The sequence below is a fragment of the Paenibacillus sp. JNUCC32 genome, assembly GCF_014863545.1.
In the GTDB taxonomy this organism is placed as follows: Bacteria; Bacillota; Bacilli; order Paenibacillales; family Paenibacillaceae; genus Paenibacillus_AQ; species Paenibacillus_AQ lautus_A.
In genome coordinates this window covers 2782414-2795509 of the sequence record NZ_CP062260.1, presented here as the reverse complement: position 1 = coordinate 2795509, position 13096 = coordinate 2782414, and the positions used below count along the sequence as shown (strand labels likewise).

Annotated in this window: 12 protein-coding genes; all 12 read left to right on the top strand. The window is 51.0% G+C overall.

Annotated features, from left to right (window positions below; translation table 11 throughout):
* The first annotated feature begins 21 nt into the window (after positions 1-21).
* Positions 22-480: a DMT family transporter gene (locus JNUCC32_RS12315; protein WP_192572234.1), complete on the top strand. Its 459-nt coding sequence runs from the start codon at positions 22-24 to the stop codon at positions 478-480.
* Between the two features lie 34 nt (positions 481-514).
* Positions 515-919: an NUDIX hydrolase gene (locus tag JNUCC32_RS12310; RefSeq protein WP_192572233.1), complete on the top strand. Its 405-nt coding sequence runs from the start codon at positions 515-517 to the stop codon at positions 917-919.
* Positions 920-1259: 340 nt separating this feature from the next.
* The gene (locus tag JNUCC32_RS12305; RefSeq protein WP_192572232.1) at positions 1260-2504 is read left to right on the top strand and encodes an MDR family MFS transporter; all 1245 of its coding nucleotides are present in this window, start codon (positions 1260-1262) and stop codon (positions 2502-2504) included.
* Between the two features lie 186 nt (positions 2505-2690).
* Positions 2691-3143 (top strand): DoxX family protein, encoded by a 453-nt coding sequence (locus JNUCC32_RS12300; protein WP_096775470.1) that lies wholly within the window; start codon positions 2691-2693, stop codon positions 3141-3143.
* A gap of 26 nt (positions 3144-3169) precedes the next feature.
* On the top strand, positions 3170-3790 hold the full coding sequence (locus JNUCC32_RS12295; RefSeq protein ID WP_192572231.1) for a TetR/AcrR family transcriptional regulator: 621 nt from the start codon (positions 3170-3172) through the stop codon (positions 3788-3790).
* The gene (locus JNUCC32_RS12290) at positions 3790-4251 is read left to right on the top strand and encodes a DUF2269 family protein (protein ID WP_192572230.1); all 462 of its coding nucleotides are present in this window, start codon (positions 3790-3792) and stop codon (positions 4249-4251) included. The genes JNUCC32_RS12295 and JNUCC32_RS12290 overlap by 1 nt, the downstream gene beginning before the upstream one ends.
* A gap of 167 nt (positions 4252-4418) precedes the next feature.
* Entirely contained in the window at positions 4419-6926 is a 2508-nt protein-coding gene (locus JNUCC32_RS12285) for a WG repeat-containing protein (protein ID WP_192572229.1), read from the top strand.
* 122 nt (positions 6927-7048) lie between these two features.
* Positions 7049-8263, top strand: a complete 1215-nt coding sequence (locus JNUCC32_RS12280; RefSeq protein WP_430623467.1) for an MFS transporter — start codon at positions 7049-7051, stop codon at positions 8261-8263.
* Between the two features lie 130 nt (positions 8264-8393).
* On the top strand, positions 8394-9605 hold the full coding sequence (locus JNUCC32_RS12275; protein ID WP_192572227.1) for a Bcr/CflA family efflux MFS transporter: 1212 nt from the start codon (positions 8394-8396) through the stop codon (positions 9603-9605).
* A gap of 130 nt (positions 9606-9735) precedes the next feature.
* Complete coding sequence (locus tag JNUCC32_RS12270; protein ID WP_192572226.1) at positions 9736-11340, top strand: alkaline phosphatase family protein; 1605 nt, start codon at positions 9736-9738, stop codon at positions 11338-11340.
* Between the two features lie 143 nt (positions 11341-11483).
* Complete coding sequence (locus tag JNUCC32_RS12265; protein WP_096775477.1) at positions 11484-11789, top strand: Dabb family protein; 306 nt, start codon at positions 11484-11486, stop codon at positions 11787-11789.
* Between the two features lie 52 nt (positions 11790-11841).
* Positions 11842-12969 carry a histidinol-phosphate transaminase gene (gene hisC / locus JNUCC32_RS12260; RefSeq protein WP_192572225.1) on the top strand — a complete coding sequence of 376 codons (1128 nt, stop codon included), beginning with the start codon at positions 11842-11844 and terminating at the stop codon, positions 12967-12969.
* Positions 12970-13096 lie beyond the last annotated feature (127 nt).

Sequence of the window (13096 nt, the reverse complement as noted above, 5' to 3'; positions counted from 1 at the left end):
AAACCGTAAGGGAGATAGAGCATGGTAGCAGGATTGGTATTAGCGCTGATCGCGGGTTCGTTGGTTAGCTTGCAGAACATTTTCAATAACAGGGTGAATGAAAAAACAGGCTCCTGGTCTACAACGACGTTGGTGCTAGGCATGGGCTTTGTGGCTTCGTTCGCCATGAGTCTTGCCGTAGAGGGAAAAGGGACATTCGACATTCAAAACATGGAGCCCTGGTACTGGATCAGCGGAATGATCGGAGTCGGGGTCGTGATCTGTTTGGTACAAGCGACAAGGCTGCTTGGTGCTACATTCGCGATTTCGATCGTTATGACCTCGCAGCTCGGCTTCGCGCTGCTGTGGGACTCTTTGGGTTGGTTGGGCCTGGAGAAGGTCCCGTTTACGAGCAATCAGCTGATCGGTGTTCTTGTGATTGTCGGGGGCATACTAGTATTTAAGTTAGGCGGTAAACAGGAGCAGCAAGAGACGGCATAGCCATCAGCAAACGAAGAATGAGGGAGGAATCCATATGATAACGGAAATTGATAAAATCGCTTGGATCCACATCGTGGATGGACGCATACTGTGCGCACGTTCAAAAGGCAAGGACACGTATTACCTGCCCGGAGGAAAGCGGGAACCGGGAGAATCCGATATCGAAACCCTGGTTCGGGAAATTGAGGAGGAGCTGTCCGTTCGCATCAAACCGAAGTCCGCGGCGAATGCAGGGAGCTTCCGCGCTTCCGCCCACGGTAAATCGGAGGGCGTTCGAGTAACGATGTCCTGTTACACGGCTGAATATGAAGGGGAGTTAAGACCGGCTTCGGAGATTGAAGAGCTGGCATGGCTCACGTATAAGGATCGGGCACGGGTCTCCGAGGTCAGCCAGATGATCTTTGATCATTTGCATGAACTGAAAAAACTGGCGGATTAAGCCTTAGGGATTATCCTATTACTTGATCCTGGCTGCCATCTGACGGGCGTTTTCATTATCCATGCCCGCCCTGACAGCAGGCCCAAGTGAATACAGCCATGCAACAAAAAAAGACGCTCCGAGGGGAGCGTCTTTTGTATTTGGAACAAATGTTCGTTTTATGGGTCATCTAAATTGAAAATCACTATATTCGGCTTTGATATTATTAGTATAACTCAGCGTTAAATATAAGTCTATATTTTGCCAGGAAAATGCCCTATAGTTTGTAATACCCGGCCGGGATAGAAACTGCATCGCCAATGTTTAACTTGGGCTGTTGGGACTGAAGAGAGGGAGTTTTATGCCAATACGATTATGGAATACCAATTTAAAGGTTCGATTATTCGGCGAAGCGCTGTTCAATATGCTGTTTTGGATGTATTTTCCTTTCATAACGGTATATTTCGGCGCTGCTCTAGGCAATCATATCGCGGGAATCCTAATGACGGTTCCTCCGATATTCAGCATCGTTGGCAGCCTGCTCGGCGGCGCTTTAGCCGATCGGCTGGGACGACGCCCCGTCATGCTGCTTGGCGCCTCGCTGCAAACGGTCATGTTTGCGCTGTTCGCGCTGTCGCCTTCGCACTGGACCGATTATGCCGCATTTATCGGCATCGGATTCGGGGGAGCCATCTATAGGCCGGCCAGTTCGGCGATGGTAGCGGATTTGGTTCCCGTTCAAGAACGACGGCAGGTATTCGCAACGTTTACGACGGCGAACAACTTAGGGGCCGTGCTTGGTCCGGCACTTGGAGCCATTTTCTTTTTTCAGTATCGGCAAGAGCTCCTGTGGTCATGTTCAGTCGTATTGCTGGTCTATTTCATCGCGATTTACTTTATTGTTCGGGAAACCTTGCCGGCTTCAGCGAAGAGTCCGGAGCGATCTGATTCGATCCTTCAGGTGTTCAAGGCGCAGTGGAAGGGATATGGCATCATTTTTCGGGATAAAGTGTTTCTGGTATACATACTGGCAGGGATATTTGCCCTAGTGACCATCATGCAGCTGGACCTGTATTTGGCGGTATATGTCATCGATTATGTGCCATCCCAGACGCTGTTCTCTTGGAACGGTCATTCGCTAATGTTATCGAGCACGGAGATTCTTGGGTGGGTACTGGGCCTTAACGGGCTCCTGTTCGTTCTATTTATTCTTCCGGTAACCAAGTGGTTTCGGAACTGGAAGGAGCGTGACGTATTCGTTCTTTCTTCATTGTTATCCGGTGTGGGCACGTTTGCGCTTGGGCTGAACACCAACATCTGGTTTTTATTCTTCGTAACCATTATTTTTACTTTCGGGGAAATTGTCCGCTCGCCGGTGACGCAAAGCTTTATCAGCCATTATGCGCCGGAGCATGCAAGAGGGCAGTATATGGGAGCTGACAGCTTGCAGTTTACGGTAGGAAGATTGCTGGCGCCGGTGACGGTATTTCTGTCAGCTTGGGTACCGCCGATGGGCGTATTCGGCATCATACTGTTATCGGCCTTGATCAGCACGGTGTTGTATATTCTGCTATTTCGAATGTATGTAGAAAAAAGCCATAGCTAGCGGACGCTTGAATGGATCGTAAAAAGAAAGGGCCAAGCCGGGTTGGGACGCAACCGGCTTGGCTTTTTTACTTTTTCATACGAGGCTTGCCGTGGAGGTTTGGAAAAATGTTGTATTTTTATATTTACAAACCGCCGGTCGGTATATATAATGGAGTTATAAATTCACGGAAGGTTGGTGAAGGCCATGATACCGTTTATTGCCATGTTCGTGTCGCTTCTTTTGTTTCGGGCACTGGGCTTTGCAGGTTGGGAGTATACGAATGATTGGGTTAATTCGCTCAGGTTAGCGGTTGCGGTCATGTTCCTGATTACGGCTTCTGCCCATTGGGGAAAACGGCGAGCCGATCTGATCGCGATGGTACCGCCGGGGATCCCTAATGCCGCGCTTGTCGTTACCGTCACCGGGGTGCTGGAGATTGCGGGAGCTATTCTGATCCTTATTCCGGCCACGACCGCCTTCGCCTCTTCAGGCCTGGCTCTTATGCTGCTGGCCATGTTTCCGGCCAATGTGTTCGCTGCAAAACACCGGTTGCCGCTCGACGGCAAGCCGGCCACTCCGATCGGACCGAGAACGCTGATGCAAATCGTGTTCCTGGCGGCGGTCATCATGGCTGGATGGCTTCCGCCTCAGGGGTAACCAACCATCATCAAGGAGGATAACAGATGAAGCAGGAAGAACGACGAGAGCAGACCAAGCGAATACTGCTTGAAGCCACGGAAGAACTGATACGAGAGCAGGGCGCAAGCCGAACCACGCTCAATGACATCATGAAGCGTTCCGGCTTGTCCAAGGGAGCTATTTTTCATTATGTTTCAAGCAAGGATGAGCTGTTTGTCCTCGTGTTAAGAGCAAAGCTTGCCGAACAGAACGAGCAGTTCATGAACGAGGTGAACAAGCAAGGGAACATTAAACAGTTTGACGGGCCGATGAATGCCATTGCAAACGGCATGTCGAGACTGGAAAGCAGGGACGATGTCAGCAACCTGATCTTGATGTACCTGATCGGCAAAAGCGATCAGCCGGAAATTGCCGACATTGTGGCTGGCTTCTACAGGGAAGCGAGAGCCACTTCCAAGGAATGGATTGTTACGGGCCAGGAAGCCGGCGTCATAACGAAATCCATCGATGCGGAACGGACGGCGGAGCTGTTCGAGCTGTTGTCTTTCGGATTGCGGATGCGGGGACTTATCGGCGTAACAAGCGATGTATTCAGCACGAAGGAATATTCGGATTTCATCATCGATATATTGCGGCCCGGGCATCGGAAGGAGGGGGATGACTGATGACGTTATGGTTATTTCTTCACATTGCCGGATGCGTATTGTTTCTGGGCAATATCGTCACGGCGGCATTCTGGAAGGTACGGGCGGACCTGAAAGGGGATCCTGCAGAGATCTATCACACGGTAAAAAATGTCATGTTAGCCGATGCTGTGTTCACGCTTCCAGGCCTGCTGCTGATCATCGTTTCAGGCATAGTGATGGCCATGCAAGCCGGATATGGAATGAGCGGGATGAGCTGGCTTACGGCTTCCTTGGTTTTGTTCGGCATTACGGGAATTCTGTGGGCGGGCATATTGATTCCTCTGCAAAAAGGAATGATTCGGCATAGTTTGCAGTCCGTAGAGGATGGAGGAATATCAGCAAGTTATAAGCGAGCTTCAACGTATTGGGCGGTAGGCGGGACGATAGCAACACTGCTGCCGTTCGTTATTTTATACCTCATGGTGAGCAAACCATTCTGAACGATAATGACGATCTGATCGCTAAACCGCGATCGGGTCGTTTTTAGTTAACGGTCCGCAACGAAACATGTCGCGTGAAGCGCCGTCTCCCTCACGCGTTAGCGCATATTTGACAATCGTCTGCATACGATTAGGCGAGAAAGCTTGCGAATAGGGAGGAAAACTTCATGTCCGTTTATGATCCGCAGCTGGTTCAGATGGTTAAGGCTTATCTGCCAAACGGCGCGGAAATTGTACACATGGGTCATACTGCCAAACATGCTGCCGTCATAACCGCCGATCTTACGGGAGATCAGGTGCCTGAAATCGTTGGAGTGTATCGATTGAATGAAGCATTATATCTATTTGTGCTGCTTTATCGAAATGCTGGTTACGAAGTCGTTGCCAATGTCATGGGACAGGGGTATGGGGTTACTTTACTGACGGCAGCCCCCGTGTTAAACCCTAGCCTGAACCATGTAATCGTAGGTTGGCAGCTCGGCTCTATCTGGTCCAAATTGTCGATCTACGCATGGACTTCGGAGGGATATAAGGATATCGCGCCTGCTGACGTGAATTTCAGTTATATCGATATCGTGGATCTGCCCGGTCCGGCGGGATCGGATGGTCTTGCTGAAATCGCGTTATGGATCCACGATACGGGAGAAGCGTATCGAGTCGAAGTGGTCAGGTGGGACCGAGGAACGTTAGTGCTTGCAACGGATGCTTACCCTTATTATTTTCCTGCCGTCGTTCAGTATTACGAGAGATTGACGCACGAACATCCGGATTACGCTTATTATTGGTACTACTTGGCAGACGCGCAATACCGGGCAGGGATGCCGGAGGCCGCGCTTGTGTCGGTCCGTAAAGCACTTGAGTTCGCAGAGCCTTACCCTTCACGCGAGATTCTGCTTGAGCTTGAGAGCCGGATCAAGGAAATGCTGGCAAGCAGGGGGAAATCGCAGACCCTTGGCCGCTTATATCCGGCATCCGTGAAAACAACGAGCGGAACAAAGTGGGGATACATTGACCGTAGCGGCAGCATGGTCATTCAACCCAAGTATGAGGATGCTCAGGATTTCCAGGACAATGGCCTTGCAGTCGTTGGCGCAGACGGCCTTTATGGGCTCATCGACCGGTTCGCCCGTTTCGTCGTGAAGCCCAAGTATCAATCCATTAGCCCATTCTTGGAACATCGAGCGACCGTGATCGATCGTCAAGGCTTTCAGATGATCAACGAACAAGGGCGAGTGCTGACAAGGCGGAGTTATCCGTATATCGCGGGGCTTAGCGAAGGAAGAGCCGTTTTCGATGTTACCGATTCCGGCGGCGGAGATGGCGCAAACAGCCGATACGGCTATCTCGATGCCGAGGGTCAGGAGGCGATCCCTGCGCAGTATGAGGAAGCGAATGATTTTGCAGGCGGCAAAGCCGTTGTGAAAATAAAAGAAAATCTGTATGCCCTCATCGATCCCCAGGGACGCCAATTGGCCACCTATCCGTTCGCTTACGTTGGACCGCTAGGTGAGGGCATGCTGGCCTTCCAGAGGGAAAGCGCCGGCAAGTACGGTTATATCGATGAACAGGGAAACGTTGTCATCCCGCCGGCTTTTTCTTCGGCATTTCCTTTCCATCACGGCAGAGCTATCGTTAACACGGCTGAAGATTACCGATCGAAGTATGGCGTCATTAATAAACAGGGAACATGGGTGATCCAGCCGGAATATAACGACATCCGGGATTTGAAGGAAGACCGGTTTGCACTCGGGCGTGCGATCGATCCGGAACAGCCGTATATTGGATCTATCTATGCCATTGCCGATTGGGAAGGAAAGAGGCTGTCCGATTATGTATATCGTGACGTTCTTGAATTCACGCACGGTTTGGCCTCGGTATATGATGCGATGCAGACGTATTTCATTGATCGATCAGGCCAACCGGCACCGGGATATCCCCGCGTTAACGGCAGTGGTTCATTTACGCTGGAACCAGGCGGCTTGATAAAGGCCATGGTCGATCAGAGGCTGTCGTATCTGGATCGGTCGGGCCGAGTCATCTGGAAGCAGAATACGGTAATTCCGTTACAGCCTCCTTATCAGGTCGCAGAGGAGAAGTATAAACCCAATCCGGATTACTTAGTTTATTATCCTCAGATCGAGGGAATGAGGGATCGGGCTGCCGAGCAAGCGGTTAATAACAAGCTTAAAGATATGTCTCAAGTAAAGTCCATCCCGGCCGACCAGCAGCTGGAATATGCTTATACAGGCGATTTTGACGTCATATTCTACAAGGAGCAGCTGCTTGTACTCGAGCTGAACGGTTATCATTATCCCTTCGGTGCCGCGCATGGCATGCCGACACGAACCTTTGCCTTGATTAACCTGGGGAACGGCAGCATGTATTCGCTGAAGGATTTGTTTAAGCCAGGCAGCGATTATGTGCAGGAGCTCAGCCGGATCGTCGGCAAGCAGATCAAGGAGGATCCTCAGTATTCGTACGTGTTTCCGGACAGTTATACGGGAATCGCTCCCGACCAGTCCTTCTATGTGACGGATCATGCGATTCATCTGGTGTTTGCGCCTTACGAGATTGCTCCTTACGCCGCGGGTTTTCCGACATTCACCATTCCGTTCGCACAGATCCGGGATATCATCAATACCGAAGGCGAATTCTGGAAGGCGTTCCATTCCTGACATTTCATTCAGCGCGCCGCTTTCGAGGACAAAAGCCGTGCCTGGCCTTTTCATAAGACCGAACAAGGTTTAGAATAGATGAATATTGCCATATTGATATCAACGTTGAAAGGACCTTCATGGTGGTAACATTTTTTCTTCTTATTATTTATCTTGCCTTCATTAGTTTAGGGCTTCCGGATTCGCTGCTTGGTGTCGCCTGGCCGGCCATGCAGCCGGATATCGGAGCGGCCTTTGAATCCGCGGGTTTACTGTCGATGATGGTAACCGGAGGCACGATCGTGTCCAGCCTGGTCAGCGGAAGCGTGATCGAACGCTTCGGGACGGGGATCGTTACGCTTATCAGCTGCTTGCTGACGGCCAGCGCGCTGCTCGGGTTTTCGTTTGCGCCATCGTTGTTCTGGCTCATTCTGTTGGCGATTCCCCTTGGTCTAGGCGCAGGAGCAGTTGATGCAGGGTTGAACAATTACGTGGCAAACCACTATAAGGCCCATCATATGAGCTGGCTGCACTGCTTCTGGGGCGTCGGCGCAACGTTAGGACCGATCATCATGTCCTATTCCATGGGGACCGGCAATGCATGGAGAGACGGATATTATACCGTATCGATCCTGCAATTCGCGCTGGTCTTCATCCTGCTGCTTACGTTACCGCTATGGAAGATCGTGGCGAGCCGACATCAGCCTCAAGGCATGCAGGACGTACACACGGGAACCGACTCCGCGAGCAGAGGGGAAGCCATGGTCCAGCGCGGCAATCCGCTGCAGATCAAAGGAGTAAAGGTTACCTTGCTGGCATTTTTGTTCTATTGCGGTGTTGAAGTGACCGTCGGTTTATGGGGAGCAAGCTTTCTGGTAGGGACCAGGGGGCTCCCTTTGGAAACAGCGGCAGTCTGGGTATCCATGTATTACGGAGGCATTACGGTCGGCCGCTTCATAACCGGATTCGTGACGCTGAAGATCAACAATCTCACTCTCATACGGGCCGGGCAGGTGACGGCTATTGCAGGGGCCGTCCTGTTATTGCTGCCGCTGCATCCCTATCTGTCCCTCATCGGTTTGATTGTCATCGGACTCGGCCTAGCGCCCATATTTCCTTGCATGCTGCATGAAACGCCGGCGCGCTTCGGCAGAGCCCAATCATCCAAAATCATGGGGTATCAAATGGCTGTTGCCTACACAGGCACAACGATACTGCCCCCGCTCTTTGGGATCGTTGCAGCCCAGATATCCATCGGGTTGTTTCCCGTCGTCATCCTGTTGTTTGCCCTGATCATGATGCTGAGCTCCGAAAAGGTTAATCGGATCCTCTATAAAAGCGGGAAGAGCACGGTTTGATTCGAACCGGGCTTTTCTTTTGTCGGCTGGGATACATAGGGAGTTCAGCCTTGCAGTTTTACTATTTTATGGACAAGTCAATGACAGGATATGTAATACAAAATCATAGAGTAGAGGTGTTTGACACATTATGCTTCATAACCCGACAGGAAAAGAACGCCTCGGATTAGCCTTGCTCCTTAGCTTGCTCGGCATATTAGGACCGTTCAATATCGACATGTATTTGCCCAGCTTTCCCGAAATCGCCGATGACTTAGGCGCGCGTGCATCGCTCGTCCAGTTAAGCTTGACATCCTGCCTGATCGGCCTTGCGGTCGGCCAGATCATTGTGGGACCTATCAGCGATGCGCAAGGAAGAAGAAAGCCGCTCATCATTTCGCTGGTCTTGTTTGCCCTTTCCTCCTTGTTCTGCGCTTTGGCACCCCATATTACGGCGCTTGTCATCGCCAGATTCTTGCAGGGCTTTACCGCAGCGGCAGGTCTGGTCATCTCGCGCGCCGTTGTAAGGGATGTGTTCAGCGGCCGCGAGCTTACGAAGTTTTTTGCCTTATTATCCGTCATCAACGCGGTTGCTCCCATGGTTGCGCCGATGTCCGGCGGGGCCATATTGCTAATGCCGGGAGCGAGCTGGCATTCCATCTTTTATTTTTTAAGTTTGTTCGGGGCAGTCATCGTATTGATCGTGGCCATACGGCTACAGGAAACGTTGCCGCTCGAGAGAAGAACGCCAAGCTCCCTGGCCCATTCGGTACGTACGATGGGAAGCCTGTTCAAGGATCGTTCCTTTATCGGTTACGCGTTGACGGTAGGCTTCATTCACGGCGGAAGCTTCGCTTACGTTTCCGGTACTCCCTTTGTATATCAAGGCATTTACGGAGTGTCGCCGCAAGTCTTTAGCATTCTGTTCGGAATCAATGGAATCGCCATTATAACAGGCAGTTTCATCATTGGCCGTTTTGGCGGCATCATACATGAGCGGAGCCTGCTTCGGATCGGGGTTATGGTCTCGGTAAGTGCAACCTTGCTGCTGCTGATCATGACGATGCTCAAAGGACCTCTTGCGGTCATTGTCATCTTGATCTTTACGTATATGATCACGATCGGCATGGTAGCTACCAGTACATTTACGCTAGCCATGGAGAACCAGGGTCATCGGGCTGGAAGCGCGAGCGCAGTCATCGGTTTGCTTCCCTTAATGCTGGGTTCGATGGTGTCACCGCTGGTCGGGATTAACGAATCCACCGCCGTGCCGATGGGAGCCATCCTGTTCGCCACCTCCGTGCTGGGTGCGGGATCGTTCTTCAAACTGACGAAAACGCAGGGGACGGCAGCGGATTACTGATACAGACCATAGGAGAGAGGGCGATAAGCGTCCTCTCTTTTTTAAGTTTGAACATGCTGCGAATATGCAAAATATCCCTTGCATGACATTCCCATCTCTGTGACAAAATGTACGAAGGTGGTGAATGGAAATGCGTATACAAAACATCTTATTCGGAATGCTGTCTCTTGTATTGATCACGGTAATGGGATGCCAGCACAAACAACCTGCCGAGCAGGATTTGCTGCGGGTAAAATCCGAACAAGGAGCGACGCATAAGAAAGTCATATTTTTGATGATCGACTCCCTAATGGCTCAGGCCATCGATAAGGGCATATCCCAAAAGCAGCTGCCCACCTTTCAAACCTTGATTGAACATGGGCAATACTACAAGGATCTGGTCAGCTCTTTTCCTACGATGTCCGTTACGATCGACAGCACGATGTTAACGGGAGCCTATCCGAACGTACATGGCGTTCCGGGTCTGTTATGGTATTCGACCGACGATAAAAAAATGGTCAATTACGGCACCGGACCGATGGAAATCTTAAGGCAGGGGATCAATCCGGTCCTGACCGATGCGTTAATCCATCTGAACGGGAAGCATTTACATGCGGATTCGCGTACGATCCACGAAGATTTAGCCCGCAGGGGCTTGAAATCGGGGTCGATCAACGGCTTGGTATATCGCGGAACGACCGAGCATACGCTGACGATCCCGGATTGGATACAGGGGCCGACGTCGCTGCAGAAAAATATAAAAGTTAAAGGCCCGGATTTTTTAACCTTGGGAGCTCTGTCCAATCCCTTCGACGGTAACGAGAAATTGCCTGACGATCTCACCGAACGGATGGGGATGAACAATAAGTTCGCGATAGGGGCCGTAAACCATCTGATCCAAGCTGATAAGCTGCCGGATTTTTTGTATGTATATTTGCCGGACTTGGACCAGAAGCTTCATAAAAAGGGGCCGTCGGAGCTCGAAGGCGTCAAAAAGGTGGATCAGCAGCTTCAATCCTTACTGCAGTCGTTCGGATCCCCGGAAAAAGCGTTCGAAGAGGCTATATTTGTCATCGCCGGGGATAGCGGCATGACGCAGCTTCTTCCACGTGAGCAGCGTTCGGAGATTGATTTGCCTGCTATGCTGAAGGGCATCCGCATATTAAAGCCGGGTGAGGATCTCAAGGATGAAACCGAGATTGCGCTGGCGGTGAATGAAACGATGGCTTACGTATATAAGTTCAAGCCGGATCGTACGTTGCGAAGCTTGGCCGAAATCATAAGCAAGGATGACCGCATTGATTTTGTTGCATGGAAAGAAGACGAATGGATTCACGCCATGCAGGGATCCACGTATAAGGAGCTCCAATATAAAGAGAAGGGCAGCCTGATCGACCGTTATAAACAAGCGTGGACCGTGAAGTTGGATGCCGAAGTGCTGGACCTTCAATTGAATGCCCAGACTCGCACTTTGGACTACGGGCAATATCCGGATGTGCTGGCAAGATTGTCAGGGGCGCTGAACTCCCATAAAGGACAATTCTTGGTGGTGACGGCTAAACCGGGATACGAATTGGCGGACCGAAGCTCGCCGACCCATGAGGGGGGCGGGGGCCACGGATCGATTCGCCACATGGAATCGCTTGTTCCGCTGATCATTGTCGGAACAAACGAGAAGCCTCCGCATTTACGTATGGTTGACTTGAAAGCCTATTTGCTTGATTTGCTGGCGAATCACAATCAAAAGGCAAAATAGAGCTGCCGATGAATCTGCCTGTGCTAGGCACCCTGTTCCAATTTTTTTGGAAAAGGGTGCCTTTTTAGTAGCGATTTTTTTGGCCTTTGCCGTTATAATATGATGTAATTCTTGCCCAGAAAAAGAGAAGGAGTTGGACTAATATGTCATCAAACCGCTTGATTCATTCCGTTATTTTTTCGCTTAAGCACGAGAAAGGCTCGGAGGAGGAGCATCGTTTCCTGGAGGACGGACGAGCTGCCCTCAGCACGATTCCGACGGTTCAGGAGTTTAAGGTATTCAAGCAAATCAGTCCCAAAAATACATACGATTACGGCTTCTCCATGAAGTTTGCGAGCGAAGCCGATTATGAAGCCTACAATGTGCATCCTCAGCATGTTGATTTTGTCGAGAATCGCTGGGAGAAGGAAGTCGAGCAGTTTCTGGAGATCGATTACAGCGAGATATAGAAGTGGCCCATAAGCAATGGCAAACCATAAATCATGTTAGGGGGAAAAAACATTGACTAGAGCAGGGGAAGGGTCGGAGCCTCAAATAACGCCGCGGCCGGCGCTAGGACGTTTGAAGCCTTACACGGCGGGTAAACCCATCTGGGAAGTGCAGCAAGAATACGGACTGGATCGCGTCATTAAGCTGGCTTCCAATGAAAATTCGCTCGGTCCTTCGCCAAAAGCATTGCAAGCCATTCAGAATCAGCTGCCTGACCTGCACCGTTATCCCGATGAACGCTCGTCGGTTCTTACGCAAGCGCTTGGCCGGCACCTGGGATTGGCAGCGAATCAATTCATCGTGACGAACGGCGGAGATGAGCTGATCATGCTGATTTCACGGGCGTATCTGGAGCCTGGCGACGAGATTGTGGTGCCCGATCCAACGTTCAGCGAATACGAATTTGGCGCATTTCTCATGTCGGGCACGGTCATTAAGGTGCCGCTGCGCGAGCCATATGCCTTCTCTGCAGAAGATATGCTGGCCGTCATGACGGAACGTACCAAAATCGTTTACCTGTGCACCCCGAATAATCCTACAGGCACCTACATGCCAGAGTCCGAAATGAGAAAGCTGCTCGACAGCCTTCCGGATTGTGTGCTGGTGGTCATTGATACCGCATACCGCCATTATGCCACGGCCTCCGATTATTCGGACGGCATTGATTTTATCAAGTCGGGTTATCCGGTCATCACCCTCAACACCTTCTCTAAAATTTATGGGCTTGCGGGCATTCGAGTCGGGTACGGCGCTGCTTCCGAAGGGATCATCCGCACGCTGCTGCAGGTTAAGGAGCCCTTTAACGTGAATGCATTGGCACAGGCAGCGGCAGCGGCCGCGCTCGGAGATGAAGAGCATGTCGATGCATCCCGCCGGATGAATGAACAAGGAAGGCACCAAATCTATGAGGGACTGAGCCGATTATCGATTCCTTATGTCGAGAGCATGAGCAATTTCATTCTGGCAGAGCTTGGCGAACATGCAGATATCATATACCATCAGCTGCTGGAACGGGGGATCATCGTCCGGTCAGCCAAAGGGTGGGGGCTTCCGCGTCATATTCGGATTTCGGTAGGAACCGCGGAAGAAAATCAAGGTTTGCTGGACGCTTTACGCGAGATCCTGTTCCATTCAACATAAACCGTTGAAGAAGGAATACAAAGGCATTACCCGGGAGGCAAGGATCACGTCAATAATCTTGCAGCATCCAGCTCATCCAAAACAAAAAGGGCCGCAGGCGCGGCTCTTTTTGTTTTGAGTTCTGATC